14 protein-coding genes and 1 other RNA gene are annotated in these 17,787 nt (G+C 53.1%); 9 read left to right on the top strand and 6 right to left on the bottom strand.

The features are described from left to right. Positions 1–2 precede the first annotated feature (2 nt). Positions 3–1,049, bottom strand: a complete 1,047-nt coding sequence (locus tag AC6I8L_RS08405; RefSeq protein ID WP_058959745.1) for a 3-deoxy-7-phosphoheptulonate synthase — start codon at positions 1,047–1,049, stop codon at positions 3–5. Positions 1,050–1,197: 148 nt separating this feature from the next. Further along, entirely contained in the window at positions 1,198–2,025 is an 828-nt protein-coding gene (gene ppsR, locus AC6I8L_RS08410; RefSeq protein ID WP_058959746.1) for a posphoenolpyruvate synthetase regulatory kinase/phosphorylase PpsR, read from the bottom strand. A 450-nt stretch (positions 2,026–2,475) separates the two neighbouring features. Between ppsR and ppsA the strand changes: the two genes are divergently transcribed. Beyond that, positions 2,476–4,863: a phosphoenolpyruvate synthase gene (gene ppsA / locus AC6I8L_RS08415; RefSeq protein WP_058959747.1), complete on the top strand. Its 2,388-nt coding sequence runs from the start codon at positions 2,476–2,478 to the stop codon at positions 4,861–4,863. A 99-nt stretch (positions 4,864–4,962) separates the two neighbouring features. Here the strand turns inward: ppsA and rprA are convergent. Together rprA and ydiK are read right to left on the bottom strand one after the other, a co-directional pair. Then, positions 4,963–5,070, bottom strand: an RNA gene (rprA, locus tag AC6I8L_RS08420) — antisense sRNA RprA. Between the two features lie 316 nt (positions 5,071–5,386). Next, the gene (gene ydiK, locus AC6I8L_RS08425) at positions 5,387–6,499 is read right to left on the bottom strand and encodes an AI-2E family transporter YdiK (RefSeq protein ID WP_034821692.1); all 1,113 of its coding nucleotides are present in this window, start codon (positions 6,497–6,499) and stop codon (positions 5,387–5,389) included. A gap of 206 nt (positions 6,500–6,705) precedes the next feature. Here ydiK and ydiJ point away from each other — a divergent pair, with 206 nt between their 5' ends. Then, the gene (gene ydiJ / locus AC6I8L_RS08430; RefSeq protein WP_058959748.1) at positions 6,706–9,759 is read left to right on the top strand and encodes a D-2-hydroxyglutarate dehydrogenase YdiJ; all 3,054 of its coding nucleotides are present in this window, start codon (positions 6,706–6,708) and stop codon (positions 9,757–9,759) included. A 30-nt stretch (positions 9,760–9,789) separates the two neighbouring features. Here ydiJ and AC6I8L_RS08435 read toward each other — a convergent pair whose 3' ends face one another. After that, entirely contained in the window at positions 9,790–10,194 is a 405-nt protein-coding gene (locus AC6I8L_RS08435; RefSeq protein WP_045813973.1) for a hypothetical protein, read from the bottom strand. A gap of 390 nt (positions 10,195–10,584) precedes the next feature. On the opposite strand from AC6I8L_RS08435, the gene sufA reads away from it, so the two are divergent. The 7 genes from sufA (at position 10,585) to AC6I8L_RS08470 (ending at position 17,252) form a co-directional block, all read left to right on the top strand. Next, positions 10,585–10,959, top strand: coding sequence for a Fe-S cluster assembly scaffold SufA (sufA, locus tag AC6I8L_RS08440; protein WP_038647312.1), 375 nt, complete (start codon positions 10,585–10,587; stop codon positions 10,957–10,959). 5 nt (positions 10,960–10,964) lie between these two features. Continuing rightward, entirely contained in the window at positions 10,965–12,458 is a 1,494-nt protein-coding gene (gene sufB / locus AC6I8L_RS08445) for a Fe-S cluster assembly protein SufB (protein WP_038647310.1), read from the top strand. A gap of 39 nt (positions 12,459–12,497) precedes the next feature. Continuing rightward, positions 12,498–13,244: a Fe-S cluster assembly ATPase SufC gene (gene sufC / locus AC6I8L_RS08450; protein ID WP_034821684.1), complete on the top strand. Its 747-nt coding sequence runs from the start codon at positions 12,498–12,500 to the stop codon at positions 13,242–13,244. Continuing rightward, on the top strand, positions 13,219–14,496 hold the full coding sequence (gene sufD, locus AC6I8L_RS08455) for a Fe-S cluster assembly protein SufD (RefSeq protein ID WP_038647308.1): 1,278 nt from the start codon (positions 13,219–13,221) through the stop codon (positions 14,494–14,496). The genes sufC and sufD overlap by 26 nt, the downstream gene beginning before the upstream one ends. Continuing rightward, entirely contained in the window at positions 14,493–15,716 is a 1,224-nt protein-coding gene (gene sufS, locus AC6I8L_RS08460; protein ID WP_058959749.1) for a cysteine desulfurase SufS, read from the top strand. The genes sufD and sufS overlap by 4 nt, the downstream gene beginning before the upstream one ends. Positions 15,717–15,736: 20 nt before the next feature. Further along, on the top strand, positions 15,737–16,153 hold the full coding sequence (gene sufE / locus AC6I8L_RS08465) for a cysteine desulfuration protein SufE (protein WP_038647304.1): 417 nt from the start codon (positions 15,737–15,739) through the stop codon (positions 16,151–16,153). Between the two features lie 61 nt (positions 16,154–16,214). Next, positions 16,215–17,252, top strand: coding sequence for a L,D-transpeptidase family protein (locus AC6I8L_RS08470; RefSeq protein WP_058959750.1), 1,038 nt, complete (start codon positions 16,215–16,217; stop codon positions 17,250–17,252). Positions 17,253–17,321: 69 nt separating this feature from the next. On the opposite strand, the gene AC6I8L_RS08475 is transcribed toward AC6I8L_RS08470, so the two are convergent. Then, the gene (locus AC6I8L_RS08475; protein WP_007374746.1) at positions 17,322–17,558 is read right to left on the bottom strand and encodes a major outer membrane lipoprotein; all 237 of its coding nucleotides are present in this window, start codon (positions 17,556–17,558) and stop codon (positions 17,322–17,324) included. Positions 17,559–17,787: the final 229 nt, after the last annotated feature.

A 17,787-nucleotide genomic window follows, 5' to 3' on the forward strand; every position in this document is an offset into this window, starting at 1 on the left:
GATTAAAAACGGCTGTCGACCGCGGCAGCCAGTTTCTCCAGCACTTCGGCGCTATCTTCCCAGCTCAGGCAGGGATCGGTAATGGACTGACCGTAGTTTAACGGCTCGCCGCTCACCACTTTCTGATTACCTTCCTGCAGGAAACTCTCAATCATCACACCCGCCACCGCACGTGATCCCGCACGAATTTGTGCTGCCACATCATCCGCAACATCGCGCTGGCGACGATGCTGTTTCAGGCAGTTACCATGACTGAAGTCGATGATTAGCTGTTCCGGCAAATTAAAGTCACGCAGGTTTGCGGCCGCGGCCGCGACATCTTCGGCGTGGTAGTTAGGTTGACGGCCACCGCGCAGAATCACATGACCATGCGGATTGCCGCTGGTCTGGTAAATCGTCATTTGACCGTGTTTATCCGGAGACAGGAACATATGACTGACGCGTGACGCGCGAATCGCATCCACTGCGATTTGCACATTGCCGTCTGTACCGTTTTTGAATCCGACCGGGCACGACAGCGCCGATGCCATTTCACGGTGAATCTGACTCTCCGTGGTGCGTGCACCAATGGCGCCCCAGCTGATCAGGTCGGCAATAAACTGGCCGATCACCATATCAAGGAACTCGGTGGCGGTCGGCATACCGGTGGCGTTGATATCCAGCAACAGTTTACGAGCAATGGCGATGCCGCGATTAACGTCGAAACTGCCATCCAGATCCGGATCTGAGATCAATCCTTTCCAGCCGACCACCGTGCGCGGTTTTTCGAAGTAAGCGCGCATCACGATTTCCAGACGATCCTGGTAACGTTCGCGTAACACGTTGAGGCGTTCGGCATAGTCCAGCGCAGCTTTAGGGTCGTGTAGCGAGCACGGGCCGATAATCACCAACAGGCGTGGATCTTCACCGGTCAAAATGCGTGCAATACGCTGGCGCGCAGCGGTGACGGTGGCCGCCACCTCCGGTGAAATGGGGTGTTCTTGCGCAAGCACAGCGGGCGTTTGCAGGCTGCCGATGCGCGCGGTACGCAGTTCATCAGTCTTGTTCATTGAGATTCTCAAAATCTGTTCTTCGCAACGGTGAAATACCGGGAAGTGATGGTGGTCACAATAAACCAATAGGCCGCGAATTCAACCCGCTAAAGAGAAAGGTGAGCGAAACAAGACGGAAGCCAGGCTTTACGGCCTGGCGTACAGATCAATACATGCTGCGACGCAGACCCATAATGTCGAGGATTTTGGTGGCAATCTCCTCTACCGAATAGTTGGTACTGTTAAGGTAACGAATCTGATGCGTGCGGAAGAGCGCTTCCACTTCCCCCACTTCCAGGCGGCACTGGCGCATCGAGGCATAACGGGTATTTTCTGCACGCTCCTGCCGAATCGCCGCCAGACGTTCAGGATCGATGGTTAATCCAAACAGCTTATGTTGATGGGCGCGTAACGCCGGCGGCAATTTCAGGTTATCCATGTCATCGGCGATAAAGGGATAGTTTGCCGCACGCACACCAAACTGCATCGCCAGATAGAGGCTGGTGGGTGTTTTGCCACAGCGAGAGACGCCGAGCAAAATGACCTGTGCATCCTCCAGACCACGCAGTGAGATACCATCATCGTGCGCCAGGGTGTAATCAATCGCGGCAATACGCGCATCATATTTGCCGAGATTGCTCGCCGTCAGACCATGGGTTCGATGCGCCACTGGCATTGAAGATACGCCAAGCTCACTTTGCAGCGGACCCACTAACGCCTGCACGATGTCCTGGCAAAATCCTTCGCTTTCCAGAATGATTTCGCGCACATCCGGGGTGACGATGGAAAAGAACACAATCGGACGTACGCCGCTTTGCTGATACAGCGCGTTAATCTGCGCCTTCACCGCCTGAGCTCGCTGAACATTCTCAACAAAGGGCAGGGTCACGCTGTTGATATTCACGGGGAATTGCGACAGCACGGCATGCCCCAATACCTCCGCGGTAATGGCGGTACCGTCTGAAATGTAGAACACACTGCGCTCAGTGCTCATAGGCGAAATCCCCTCTTATTTACTTTTGCGTAACAATGTCATTGCCGATGTTTCATTTTAATTAAAAATAAAATGAAATATCCATATCGTGAGTGCTTTCTGCTGGAATTTTATTTTTGTGATGAACAATATTAGATGAAATGCTGTTTTGAAAACGGCAATTTCCCCGCAATTTTTATCACAAGGTAAAAATAAAGTCTGAATCTGTTGCGCAACAAAAAGCAATGGCTAACCCTCTGAAAAGGGGAAAAATATCGTTGCGGCAATGTGTCGGCGTTAAATAAGACAGTTGCGCAACTTTGATGCCAGCGGGAACTAGTCCGAATTTGCGTTTCTTTTTCTGCTTTAACGATTCAACACTTAGTCTTTATTTATTGATTGTGCCAGGCTGTTTTGGCGAATAGCAAAATGTTCCATGTGCTCCAATCATTTAAATGAAGGATAATCTCAATGTCCAATCAAGACCAACAGTCGCTAGTGCTCTGGTACAACCAGCTTGGCATGCATGATGTTGATCGGGTGGGGGGCAAGAATGCTTCCCTGGGAGAAATGATTACTAACTTGTCGTCACTGGGCGTCTCCGTGCCTAACGGCTATGCCACGACATCTTACGCCTTTAATCTGTTTCTCGATCAAAGCGGACTGAACCAGCGCATTTATGATTTGCTGGACAAAACGGATATTGATGATGTTGAAGAGCTGGCTAAGGCCGGTAAACAAATTCGTCAATGGGTCGTGGACACGCCATTCCTGCCTGAGCTGGAAGAGGCGATTCGTACTGCCTATGAGCAACTCTCCTCTGATGATGCCGACGCTTCCTTTGCGGTGCGCTCATCCGCCACCGCTGAGGACATGCCCGATGCCTCGTTCGCGGGGCAACAGGAGACCTTCCTTAACGTGCAGGGCTTTGATGCGGTGCTGGTGGCCGTGAAGCACGTGTACGCTTCTTTATTTAACGATCGTGCGATCTCTTACCGCGTGCACCAGGGCTACGACCATCGTGGCGTTGCCCTGTCAGCGGGTATTCAGCGCATGGTGCGATCCGATCTCGCGTCTTCTGGCGTAATGTTTACCATTGATACCGAATCCGGTTTCGACCAGGTGGTCTTTATCACCTCGGCGTTCGGTCTTGGTGAGATGGTGGTGCAAGGTGCGGTGAACCCGGATGAATTCTACGTGCACAAACCCACACTGGCAGCCAATCGCCCGGCCATCGTGCGTCGCACTATGGGTTCCAAAAAGATCCGCATGGTGTATGCCGATTCTCAGGAGCACGGTGAGCAGGTGCGCATTGAAGATGTCGATCAGGAGCAGCGTGACCGCTTTAGCCTGACCGATGACGAAGTGCAGGATCTGGCGCGCCAGGCGGTGTTGATTGAGCAGCACTACAAGCGCCCAATGGATATCGAGTGGGCGAAAGATGGTCACACCGGCAAATTGTTCATTGTGCAGGCGCGTCCGGAAACCGTGCGCTCTAACGGTCAGGTGATGGAGCGCTATAACCTGCAAGGGAAAGGCAAGGTGCTGGTCGAAGGCCGTGCCATCGGCCATCGCATTGGCGCGGGTGAAGTGAAAGTGATTCATGACATCAGCGAAATGCATCGCATCGAGAAAGGTGACGTGCTGGTCACCGACATGACCGACCCGGATTGGGAACCGATCATGAAGAAGGCCTCCGCGATTGTGACCAATCGTGGTGGCCGTACCTGCCATGCGGCGATCATCGCACGTGAGCTGGGCATTCCTGCCGTCGTTGGCTGTGGCGATGCCACCGATTACCTGAAAGATGGGCATAAGGTGACCGTTTCCTGTGCTGAAGGCGACACCGGTTATGTGTATCAGGATCTGCTGGACTTTGAAGTGACCAGTTCGCAAGTGGATACTATGCCGGACCTGCCACTGAAAATCATGATGAACGTCGGTAACCCGGATCGCGCCTTTGACTTCGCCTGTCTGCCAAATGAAGGTGTTGGTCTGGCGCGTCTGGAGTTCATCATCAACCGTATGATCGGTGTGCACCCGAAAGCGCTGCTGGAGTTTGACCAGCAGACGCCAGAATTGCAGCAGCAGATTCGTCAAATGATGAAGGGCTTCGATGATCCGGTTGAGTTTTACATTGCGCGCCTGACCGAAGGCATTGCCACCCTGGGCGCGGCCTTTGCGCCGAAGCGCGTGATTGTGCGTCTCTCTGATTTTAAATCGAACGAATACGCCAATCTGGTGGGCGGCGAGCGTTACGAGCCAGAAGAAGAGAACCCGATGCTGGGCTTCCGTGGCGCGGGGCGCTATGTGGCAGACAGCTTCCGCGACTGCTTCGCGCTGGAGTGTGAAGCCGTGAAACGTGTGCGTAACGAAATGGGTCTGACTAACGTCGAGATTATGATTCCGTTTGTGCGTACCGTTGACCAGGCGGCGGCCGTGGTGGAAGAACTCGGTAAGCAGGGTCTGAAGCGCGGTGAGAACGGCTTGAAGGTAATCATGATGTGTGAAATCCCATCAAACGCCTTGCTGGCTGAACAGTTCCTGCAGTATTTCGACGGCTTCTCTATCGGTTCGAACGACATGACACAGCTGGCGTTGGGTCTGGACCGCGATTCTGGCGTGGTGTCTGCACTGTTTGATGAGCGCAACGAAGCGGTGAAGGCGCTGCTGTCGATGTCGATTCAGGCCGCCAAGAAACAAGGCAAATATGTTGGAATTTGTGGCCAGGGTCCTTCAGATCATGAAGACTTCGCTGCGTGGTTGATGGAGCAGGGTATTGATAGCCTGTCATTGAACCCAGATACCGTGGTGCAAACCTGGTTAAATCTGGCGGAATTGGATGCTGCTAAGCAGTAATCAGACATCAATTAGGGCGCGTTCGGGGTAAATCTGAAGCGTCCTTGATGAAATCATTAAGGCCAGCGCTGCTGGCCTTTTTTTTATCCATAAAAAGTACAAAAAAAAAGCCCATCACAGGGGATGGGCAAAGACTACACACAGCAATTCTTCACTTTACTCAGGGGAAAAAGGTTGTTTAAAAATCAGTGGTTTGATCTCAAACATAGGATTCATGTTATTCATCAGGCTTGCTGGCGTCTTTAAGAATCCTCTTATTAGTTTAAAGCTGATAATCTTTTCTGAGCTTTTTTAACGGTTGCGCCTGATGATTCAGTTCGAAAAATAATCATTCCGTTGGCGAAATCCACCTAAAGCGCCTAAATCTGCGTTTTTTCTTAAAAATCGCTTATGAAAAATAAAGGGTGGTGTAGGCAATTATGTGACAGCGATTAAGTTGCTTTCAGCGCGGTAGGTAAGGCAAATCAGAAGTGGGAGAAGAAGGCGGTGCATTTATTTGCACCGCTCGCGGAAAGGGTCAGCTTTAAGGTTGCTCTTCCTCGTGTTCGGCAAGAGCTTCGATGGCCGTTTGCGGGTCATCATCCGGGGCAGGCGCTTCATGCATCCACACGGAAACCAAACGATAAGATACCGCTAGCACCACCGGGCCAATAAACAGTCCAATCATGCCAAAGGCGATCAATCCCCCGATAACGCCGGAAAGGATCAGAATCATCGGCAAATCCGCGCCCATACGAATCAGCATCGGACGCAATACGCTATCGAGCGTGCCGACCACGCAACTCCATACCAACAGTATCGTGCCCCAGGTAGTATCGCCACTCCAGTAGAGCCAGATGATAGCCGGTACCAGCACCACCAAGGGCCCCAACTGCACCAGGCACGTCAGAATCATTAGCACGGTGAGCAAGGTGGCATAAGGGATGCCGGAAATCGCCAGGCCAATACCGCCCAGCACACCCTGCACAAGCGCCGTCACCACCACACCCAGCGCCACGGCACGAATCGCTTGCCCAGCCAGCAGCACCGCAGCATCGCCGCGACGTCCGCCCATACGATAAGCGAAGTGACGAATGCCGTGGCCGACCTGCTCACCGCGCCAGTAAAGCAACACGCTAAACAGCAGCATCACAGCGAGGTGGATCATAAAGCGGCCAAAGTGGCCGGCCTGCGCCACAAAGAAGCCGGTGGTGCGACCAATATAAGGCTGCAGTTGATTCAGAATCGCCGTACCGCCGCCATCGACCATTTTGTGATAGCTGGAGTAGGTTTTGTTGCCGACATACGGAATTTCGCGCAGCCAGACAAAATCCGGGAAAACCAGATGACGTTGCGTGGCCCAGGCAATCACCGGCGCGCTGTTGTCGATCAGGCTACTCACCAGCAGGGCAATGGGAATAATAAACAGCAGCAGTAACAGAATGGTCATGGCGATCACCGCCAGCGATCGTCGTCCCCACAGCAAATGCTGCAAACGGATCATTAATGGCCAGGTCGCAATCACCACCATGCTGGCCCAGGCAAACCCTAGGATAAAGGGCTGAACCACCCACAGGCAGGCGATGATCATGATGAGAATGAACATCAACGAGAACAGCAGTTGCGGTAGATCCATACCGCGTTGCAGGCTTTTCATCACAACGTTTTGACCTCAATTAATCCTTCGTGGTGGACCGCGTGGGCCCTGATCAATGATGAGCTATTTCCTGAAAATTAAACAGAAAAAAGCAGGTGTCGCGGAGGTCTTTCCTGAAAAAACAGCAGCCATTAAAAAAATATGATAAAACCAGTGATTGAAAAAAATAACCACGCAAACGTTTACAACATCTCGGTCACGCAATAATGATCCCACAGATTTCCCAGGCGCCAGGCCTCGTTCAACTGGTGCTGACATTCCTGCAGTCATTAAAAGAACAAGGCTTTACCGGCGATGTCGCCACCAGTTATGCCGATCGTCTCTCGCTTTCTACCGATAACAGCATTTATCAGCTGTTACCCGATGCCGCGCTGTTTCCGCGTTCGACGGCGGACGTGGCGTTAATCGCTCGTTTGGCGGGCGAAACGCGCTTTAACAGCCTGGTGTTTACCCCACGCGGCGGCGGAACGGGTACCAACGGTCAGTCACTCAATCAGGGCATTGTGGTCGACATGTCGCGCTACATGAATCGCATCCTTGAAATCAATCCTGAACAGGGCTGGGTGCGTGTGGAAGCGGGCGTGGTGAAAGATCAGCTCAATGCCTGGTTGAAGCCTTATGGATTCTTCTTCTCGCCGGAGCTCTCCACCAGTAATCGCGCTACCTTAGGCGGCATGATCAATACCGATGCATCCGGGCAGGGTTCGCTGGTGTATGGTAAAACCTCGGATCACGTGGAGGGATTGCGGGCGGTTCTGCTCGGCGGCGATATCCTGGATACCCGCGCGATGCCCACCGAACTGGCTGAGCAATTAGCAACAACACCGACAGCCGAAGGGCGTATCTATCATCAGGTGCTGAATCGCTGTCGTGATCAGCGTGACCTGATTCTGGATAAATTCCCTAAGCTTAACCGCTTCCTGACCGGTTATGACTTGCGTCATGTGTTCAGCGATGACATGCAAACCTTCGATCTGACGCGTTTGTTATGCGGTGCAGAAGGGACGCTGGCCTTTATTACGGAAGCGCGTCTGGACATCACGCCGATCCCGAAAGTGCGTCGTCTGGTGAACATCAAGTACGACTCCTTTGACTCTGCACTGCGTAATGCCCCTTTCATGGTGGAAGCCAAAGCGCTGTCAGTGGAAACCGTGGACTCTAAAGTGTTGAATCTGGCACGTGAGGATATTGTCTGGCATTCGGTAAAAGAGCTTATTACCGATGTGCCGGACAAGGAAATGCTCGGCCTGAATATTGTTGAATTTGCCGGTGATGATGGCGAATTGATTGAACAGCAGGTCAACAGCCTGTGCGGTCGACTGGATGAGCTGATGGCGCAGCAGCAGGGCGGTGTGATCGGCTATCAACTGTGTAATGACTTAGGCGGTATCGAGCGCATCTATAATATGCGCAAAAAAGCGGTGGGCTTGCTGGGTAACGCCAAAGGGCGCGCGAAGCCGATTCCGTTTGTGGAAGACACGGCAGTTCCGCCAGAACAACTGGCGGATTACATCGTCGATTTCCGCGCCTTGCTCGATAGCCATGGCCTGAGTTACGGCATGTTTGGCCATGTGGACGCCGGTGTGCTGCACGTCCGTCCTGCGCTCGACATGTGCGATCCGCAGCAAGAGATGCTGATGAAGCAAATCTCCGACGAGGTGGTGGCGCTGACCGCACGCTACGGCGGATTACTGTGGGGTGAACACGGTAAAGGATTCCGCGCGCAGTACAGCCCGGAATTTTTTGGCGAGACGCTGTTCAACGAACTGCGCGCAATTAAAGCCGCCTTCGATCCTGATAATCGCCTGAACCCCGGCAAGATTTGCACCCCGCTGGGCAGCAACGAGCCGATGATGCAGGTGGATGCGGTGAAACGCGGCACTTACGATCGTCAGATTCCGGTCACGGTGCGCACTGACTGGCGCGGTGCCATGGAGTGCAACGGCAACGGCTTATGCTTCAACTTTGATGCGCGCAGCCCGATGTGCCCGTCGATGAAGATTACCCGCAACCGTATCCATTCGCCGAAAGGACGCGCGACGCTAACGCGTGAATGGTTGCGTTTGCTGTCAGAGCAGGGCGTTGATCCCTCGCAGCTGGAACAGGCGCTGCCGAAACAGGGTGCCAGCCTGCGCACCCTGATCCAACGCACGCGTAACTCCTGGCACGCGAAGCAGGGCGAGTATGACTTTTCTCATGAAGTGAAAGAAGCAATGTCAGGCTGTTTAGCCTGCAAAGCCTGTTCGACGCAGTGCCCGATTAAGATTGATGTACCGGGCTTCCGCTCGCGCTTCCTGCAGCTTTATCACACGCGCTATTTGCGTCCGATGAGCGATCATCTGGTGGCAACGGTAGAGAGTTATGCGCCTTTGATGGCCAAAGCGCCAAAGGTGTTCAACTTCTTCCTGAAGCAGCCGTGGGTGCGCGATCTGAGTAAAACCCACATTGGTATGGTCGATCTGCCATTGCTTTCATCTCCAAGCCTAAAACAGCAGCTCGGTGGGCACCCGGCGATGAGCCTGACGCTGGAACAGCTGGAAGCGATGGATATGGCGCAGCGTGAAAACTGTGTACTGGTGGTGCAGGATCCGTTCACCAGCTATTACGAAGCGCAGCTGGTGACCGATTTCGTCAAATTGATTGAGAAGCTGGGTTACCGCCCGGTGCTGTTACCCTTCTCACCCAATGGCAAAGCACAACATGTGAAAGGCTTCCTGCAGCGCTTTGCGCGCACTGCCGGCAAAACCGCCGAGTTTCTTAATCGTGTCGCCCAATTGGGAATGCCGATGGTTGGGGTCGATCCCGCAACGGTACTGTGTTATCGCGATGAATATCAGGAAGTGCTGGGTGAGCAGCGCGGTGAGTTCAAGGTGCAACTGGTCCACGAATGGTTGCAGCAAGCCCTGGATGCGCGCGCGGTGCAGACTGCCAGCGGCGAGGCCTGGTATCTGTTTGCACACTGCACTGAAGTCACTGCGCTGCCCTCATCGCCGAATCAGTGGCAGGACATCTTTGCGCGTTTCGGTGCGAAGCTGGAGAACGTCAACGTCGGGTGTTGCGGTATGGCGGGGACGTACGGACATGAGAGCAAGAACCTCGAAAATTCGCTCGGCATCTACGAACTCTCATGGCATCCGCAGTTACAGAAACTGCCACGTCAGCGTTGTCTGGCGACAGGTTTCTCCTGTCGCAGCCAGGTTAAACGCGCCGAGGGCAATGGCATTCGCCATCCGCTGCAGGCATTACTGGAAATGATGTAAACAAATTGTAGGAGTCGTTACAAAGCTGGATTAGAATATCCAGCCTGCGTGACGGACGAAATCACTCTGCAGGCTGGTGGCTTTATCCCACTCGCCGCTGAGCGCCAGTTGATGACACAAGCGAGTCAACGACAGGCGCGCCAGTTGATAGGCCTGAATACGGAATAAACGGTCGCGATCGGCATTGCCCATCTCCTGCACTAAGCGGTGATGGAGCTTGCCCATGGCATGCAGATAGCTTTGGTCGTCGCCGTTAAGCTCGCAGATTTCTGCCATGTCGAGACAGGTGTCGTTAAAGCGACGCAGTTGGTCAATAGTACAATCGGTGCGGTTGAGCTTAGCCTGAGCCATGTAGAAGTCGACGGTGATATCACGCACTGAAAACTTATATTCATCGATTTTGTGTTGTAACCAGGCTGAGACGGTAAGCGTCATGTCGCTACCTTAAATGGGTTAATGATAATCATTATCATATTCAACCGCGTCAGGAATGCAATTCCCGCAATGAAATTTTATTAATTTCCTTTGCCTGTTACTAAAATCGGCAATAACAATCTCTTTACATTGAAGAAAGGCGTAACCTATCAATCATGACGATGTCGTAAAGTTGAATTTCTAAATTTTACGTCATTTTAACGGGTTACGCGGGTGTGGCGCGCACGGGAATGCCGCTCACAAGCTCGATTGAAGAGACTATGCTTAATAAAGCAACAGTAAAAAACAGCACGAGATGATTATCCCTGCAAAACAAGAGGTTGAAGTGGTATCTGATATCACTACCATAGGGGGATAGCCTGAAAAGGCCCAGACTTACGAGGTAGCACTATGTCATCAGTAAATGCAGCTTCCTTTTCACCCGACGATTTCGTCTGGAAAGGGCTTACGCTGACCGAATCGGCAGCGAAACAGATTCTTAACCTGGTTGAGGCGGATCCTGAAGTTAAGGGCCTTAGATTGGGTGTGAAGCAGTCCGGCTGTGCCGGTTTTGGGTACGTTATGGATCTGACAAAAGAGCCAGCCGATGACGACCTGACGTTTGAGCAATTCGGCGCAAAATTATTTGTGCCTCTTCAGGCTATGCCGTTTGTTGACGGTACCGAACTGGATTATGTCCGTGAAGGCCTGAACCAGATTTTTAAATTCAACAACCCTAAAGCTCAGCACGCCTGCGGGTGCGGTGAGAGCTTTGGCGTCGAGTAAGTAAAATGTCACGACACAGCGAAGCATCTGACGATGTACAAACGTGGGAAGGTAGCCTGAATTATAAAGAAGGCTTCTTTACCCAGTTGCAAACCGACGAATTGGCACACGGCATCAATGAAGATGTGGTGCGTGCTATTTCGGCCAAACGTAACGAACCTGAGTGGATGCTGGAATTCCGCCTCAAGGCTTTCCGTGCCTGGTTAGAGATGGAAGAGCCACACTGGTTGAAAGCTAACTACGCCTCACTCGATTATCAGGACTACAGCTACTATTCCGCGCCGTCTTGCGGCAACTGTGATGATAGCTGCGCGTCTGAACCGGGTGCGAAGCAAACCTCTGGCAGCGTCGCGTCAAGCGATTACCTGACCAAAGAAGTGGAAGACGCTTTCAATCAGTTGGGTGTTCCGGTACGTGAAGGACGTGAAGTCGCAGTTGATGCGATTTTTGACTCCGTATCCGTTTCCACCACCTACCGTGACAAACTGGCTGAGCAAGGCATTATCTTCTGCTCATTCGGCGAAGCGATTCACGATCATCCAGAGCTGGTGCAGAAGTATCTCGGTACTGTGGTTCCCCACAACGATAACTTCTTCGCGGCATTGAACTCTGCAGTGGCCTCAGACGGGACTTTTGTCTACATCCCTAAAGGCGTGCGTTGCCCGATGGAGCTGTCGACTTATTTCCGTATCAACGCGGCGAAAACCGGTCAGTTCGAACGTACCATTCTGATCGCCGATGAAGACAGCTATGTCAGCTATATCGAAGGCTGCTCAGCCCCGGTGCGTGACACCTACCAGCTGCACGCCGCAGTGGTTGAGGTGATCATCCACAAAAATGCCGAGGTGAAATACTCCACCGTACAGAACTGGTTCCCGGGCGGTGAAGGCGAGGGCGGTATCCTCAACTTCGTGACCAAGCGTGCGCTGTGTGAAGGCGACCACAGCAAGATGTCCTGGACGCAGTCTGAGACCGGTTCAGCCATCACCTGGAAATACCCAAGCTGCATTTTGCGCGGTGACTATTCCGTGGGTGAGTTCTACTCCGTGGCGCTGACCAGCGGCCGTCAGCAGGCGGATACCGGCACCAAGATGATCCACATTGGTAAGAACACCAAGTCGACCATCATCTCGAAAGGGATCTCTGCCGGTAAGAGTGAGAACACCTATCGTGGTCTGGTGAAAATCATGCCAACCGCGACCAACGCGCGTAACTTCACCCAGTGTGACTCGATGCTGATTGGTGCCGAATGCGGTGCGCACACCTTCCCATATGTGGAAACGCGCAACAACACGGCACAGCTGGAACATGAAGCCACGACCTCGCGTATTGGTGAAGACCAGATGTTCTACTGCCTGCAGCGCGGCATTAGCGAAGAAGATGCGATCTCAATGATCGTCAACGGCTTCTGCAAAGACGTTTTCTCCGAGCTGCCACTGGAATTCGCCGTGGAAGCGCAAAAACTGTTGGCTATCAGCCTTGAGCACAGTGTGGGCTGATGCCACACGCGTTGCCGGAAGCAATGTGAAGGAAAGAGTATGTTAAGCATTAAAGATTTACAGGTTAGCGTTGAAGACAAAGAGATTTTGCGCGGTCTGAACCTAGAAGTGAAACCAGGCGAAGTCCACGCCATCATGGGCCCTAACGGCTCAGGTAAAAGTACCCTGTCTGCAACGCTGGCAGGTCGTGAAGATTACGAAGTGACCGGTGGTTCTGTCAGCTTCCATGGCAAAGACCTGCTTGAGCTGGAGCCAGAAGAGCGCGCGGGCGAAGGCATCTTCATGGCGTTCCAGTACCCGGTCGAAATTCCGGGCGTCAGCAACCAATTCTTCCTGCAGACCTCTGTGAATGCGGTGCGTAAATACCGTGAACAGGAAGAGCTGGACCGTTTTGATTTCCAGGACTTCATCGAAGACAAAATTAAACTGCTGAAGATGCCTGAAGATCTGCTGACCCGTTCAGTGAACGTCGGCTTCTCCGGTGGTGAGAAGAAGCGTAACGACATTCTGCAGATGGCTGCTCTTGAGCCAGAACTGTGCATCCTGGATGAAACCGACTCCGGTCTGGATATCGATGCGCTGAAAATCGTCGCTGAAGGCGTTAACAGCCTGCGTGACGGTAAGCGTTCATTCATTATCGTGACCCACTACCAGCGTATCCTGGATTACATCAAGCCAGATCACGTGCACGTGCTGTATCAGGGCAAAATCGTTAAGTCTGGCGATTTCTCGCTGGTTAAACAGCTGGAGGAGCAAGGCTATGGCTGGCTTACCGACGAAGAGTGATAACGCCCTGCAACAGTGGCATCACCTGTTTGAATCGCGCGGTGAGGTGCGTTCTCTGCAGGCACAGCAGCACTGGCAGCAATTAATGCGTGTCGGCTTGCCGACCCGTAAGCATGAAAACTGGAAATACACCGCGCTGGATGGCCTGTTCGCCAACCAGTTCGTGTTGCCAGAAGCGCAGACCGTGACGGCGGAACAGGTTGCTGAGCTGGCGCTACCGGTGGATGCGGTGCGTCTGGTGTTTGTTGATGGCCGCTTCCAGCCTGAGCTGAGCGCGCGCGACACCGATCTGTTTGACGTGCAGCACAGCCGTGCGGCTGAACGCCGCCCCTTGCCGGCTGCGGTGCAGCCAGAAGTGTTCCTGCATCTCACCGAAAGCCTGGCGGAAGAAGTGACTTCCATTCGTCTGGCGCGCGGCAAATCGGCGGCACGTCCGCTGTATTTACTGCACATCACCAGCGGCAAAGCCGATGCGCTGAACACCGTTCATCACCGCCATCATCTTGAGCTGGAGCAGAGCGCCGAAGCTGAAGTGATTGAGCATTACGTGACGCTGAACGGTGCGGCCCACTTTACCGGTGCACGCTTTACCTTTGCTGTCGCCGACAATGCTCAGCTGAAACACATCAAGCTGGCGTTCGAAGAGAGCAGTAGCTATCACTTTGCACACAATGACATCGTCATTGGTCGTGATGCACAGGTCAGCAGCACCAGCTTCCTGCTGGGTGCTGGCTTGTCTCGTCACAACACCAGCGTGCAGCTCAACGGTGAAAACACCCAGCTGTCACTGAACAGTCTGGTGCTGCCGATCAACGCAGAAGTGGCGGATACCCGCAGCTATCTTGAACACAACAAAGGCTACTGCCTGAGTCGTCAGCTGCACAAAACCATCTCGCGCGATAAAGGCCGTTCGATTTTCAACGGTCACATTAAAGTGGCGAAGCATGCACTGAAAACCGACGGACAGATGACCAACAACAACCTGTTGCTCGGTCGCCTGGCGGAAGTGGATACCAAGCCGCAGCTGGAAATCTATGCGGATGACGTGAAGTGTAGCCATGGTGCGACCATCGGCCGTATCGACGATGAGCAGATGTTCTATCTGCGCTCGCGTGGTATCCCTGAAGATGCCGCACAGCAGATGATTATCCATGCGTTCGCGGCTGAATTGACCGAACTGCTGGAAGAAGAACCGCTGCGCCAGCTGGTGCTGGAACGCATTAGTGCGCGTTTCCCTGGAGTTGAGTTATGACTTTCGATCTCGAACGAATCAGAGCGGAATTTCCGATTCTGAAACGTGAGGTCAACGGACATCCGCTGGCCTACCTTGATAGCGCGGCCAGCGCTCAGCGCCCGCTCGCGGTCATCAATGCGGAAAGTTATTTTTACCAGCACGGCTATGCAGCCGTGCACCGTGGCATTCACTCGCTCAGTGCGCAAGCCACCACCGATATGGAAAACGTGCGCACCCAAGCCTCGCGTTTTCTCAATGCGGCATCGCCAGAAGAGATTATCTTCGTTAAAGGCACCACTGAAGGCATCAATCTGGTAGCCAACAGCTGGGGCGGCAGTCAGCTGCAATCGGGCGATAACATCATCATCACGGAGATGGAGCACCACGCTAATATCGTGCCGTGGCAGATGGTGGCGCAGCGCACCGGGGCTGAAATTCGCGTTCTGCCGCTTAACGAGCAGGGCGAACTGGCTGTTGAGCAGCTGAGCGGGCTGATTGATAGCCGCACGCGCCTGCTGGCAGTGACGCACGTTTCTAACGTCCTCGGTACAGTCAATCCGGTGAAAGCCATCGTGGCGCAGGCGAAAGCCGCGGGTGTTGTCACGCTGGTGGACGGTGCGCAGGCGGTGATGCATCACAAAGTGGATGTGCAGGATATCGATTGCGATTTCTACGTCTTCTCTGGCCATAAAATTTATGGCCCGACCGGTATCGGCGTGTTGTATGCGCGTAAAGCGCTACAGGAGATCATGCCTCCCTGGGAAGGCGGCGGTTCAATGATCGATCAGGTGATGCTGCCAACCGGCACCACCTGGAACACTGCCCCGTGGCGTTTTGAAGCCGGCACACCGAATACCGGTGGCATCATCGGCTTAGGCGCGGCGCTGAACTGGATCAGTGAGCTGGGATTGGATGTCATCAACGAACGTGAGACCTCTCTGATGCGTTACGCATTAGATAAGCTCGCGTCGGTACCCGACCTGATTATCTATGGTCCGGCACAACGCAGTGGCGTAGTGGCATTCAACCTTGGTAAGCATCATGCCTTTGACGTCGGGAGTTTCCTCGATCAATACGGCATTGCCATCCGCACCGGACATCATTGCGCTATGCCTCTGATGCGCCACTATGCGGTGCCCGCAATGTGTCGTGCCTCATTTGCGCTGTATAACAGTGAAGAAGAAGCCGATCGCCTGGCAGCAGGTTTGACGCGTATTCATCGTCTGCTGGGCGGTTGAGCAGATTTCAGGAGTTATCCATGGCGAATTTGCCAGAAAAAGAGAAGCTGGTGCGCAACTTTAACCGTTGCGCAAACTGGGAAGAGAAGTATCTCTACATCATTGAACTCGGAGCGAAATTACCAGAATCCTCTGAAAGCTTACAGCAGCCAGAGTATGTGATTTCGGGTTGTCAGAGTCAGGTGTGGATCCGCATGACCCCACAAGCTGATGGCACCATCGCCTTTGAAGGCGACAGTGATGCCGCCATTGTTAAAGGTTTGATTGCGGTAGTATTTAGCCTCTATCAGGGCTTGCAAGCGCAGGAGATTCTCGCGCTGGATGTCGGTCATTGGTTCGCAGAATTAGAGTTGACTCAACACCTCACTCCTACACGTTCTCAAGGATTGGAAGCGATGATTCGCGCGATCCGTCATAACGCTCAAAGCCTCAGCTAAGTTACACTCTCCAGACCCCGGCATGACCGGGGTCTGTTCCATCCGACAAAGAGAAAATTGCATGAAACCAGCGTTACGTTTAGCCGGTGCATTGCTGTTGTCCTGCTTCGGACTTTCTGCACCTGCATTTGCAACGGAATATCCCCTGCCAGCCGATAACAGCCGTTTAATTGGCGAGAATACCCTGACCACTGTCCCTGACGACAAACGGCCCTTAGAGAGCATCGCAGCGCATTATAAGATTGGGATGCTCGGCATGCTGGAGGCCAATCCTGGCGTCGATCCCTGGCTGCCCAAAGCAGGGACGCAACTGACGGTTCCATTACAAATGCTGCTGCCTGATGCACCCCGTGAAGGTATCGTCATCAACCTTGCGGAACTACGTCTCTACTACTATCCGAAAGGGGAGAATCGCGTGGTGGTGTATCCGATCGGTATTGGCCAGTTGGGCGCTGCGACACCGAGCATGGTCACCAGCATCAGCCAGAAAATCCCCAATCCCACCTGGACGCCTACCGTCAATATCCGCAAACGCTACGCGAAAGAGGGCATCACCTTACCGGGTGTCGTTCCGGCAGGGCCAGACAACCCGATGGGCCTGTTTGCGATGCGTCTGGCGCGCGGTACCGGCCAGTATCTGATCCATGGCACCAACGCTGATTTCGGTATTGGGATGCGCGTGAGCTCAGGCTGTATTCGTTTGCGTCCGGATGATATCGAAGCGCTGTTCAACAGCGTGCCAAAGGGAACGAGGGTGCAGATCGTTAACGAGCCGATCAAGTATGCGGTGGAACCGGATGGCAAGCGTTACGTTGAGGTGCATCAGCCGTTGTCGCGCAATGAGAAGGACGATCCGCAAACCATGCCAATTGCGTTGACTGCGAAATCTAAGGCATTTATCAATAGTCAGAAGAGTGATACCGCACTGATCAAAGAGGCGATGGCGCGTCGTTCAGGGATGCCTGTACTGGTGAGCAGCGGCGAACCCGTTACGCAGGACACGGTGTTGCCGGATGTGCTGCAAACACAGCAGAGTGGCGCTGGGGCAGGACAAGCGACCATTAGCCAGGCAATGGGTGAGAGTGGCGCTAAACCCTGATTCAGGAAGGACCAAAATCAGGACAAAAAAAATGGTGCCACATGGGCACCATTTTTCAAACCAGAACTCTTACTTACGGTAAGAGTGAGCCTGGTTGTCCAGACGCTGGTTAGCGCGAGCCGCGTCATCTTTAGCAGCCTGAACGTCAGAACGGATTGCGTTCACGTCGTTGCTCAGCTGGTCAACTTTAGCGTTCAGAGTCTGAACGTCTGAAGACAGCTGGTCGATTTTAGCGTTGCTTGAGCAACCAGCCAGCAGAGTTGAACCCAGAATTACCGCGCCCAGTACCAGTTTAGTACGATTCATTATTAATACCCTCTAGAATTGAGTTAATCTCCATGTAGCGTTACAAGTATTACACAAAGCTTTTTGAGTTGAGAATAAATTTTTGATGAGAACATGCTTAAATTTGATCGTTCGCTCAAAGAAGCAGCGTTTCGCAGAAGATGATGAAAATATTTAGCTAAAACAGAGAGATTTAATCGGACTAACCTTAATTGTGCGGGATATTGAATAGTTATTATCGATTGGAAAA

The sequence above is a fragment of the Type-E symbiont of Plautia stali genome, assembly GCF_059731115.1.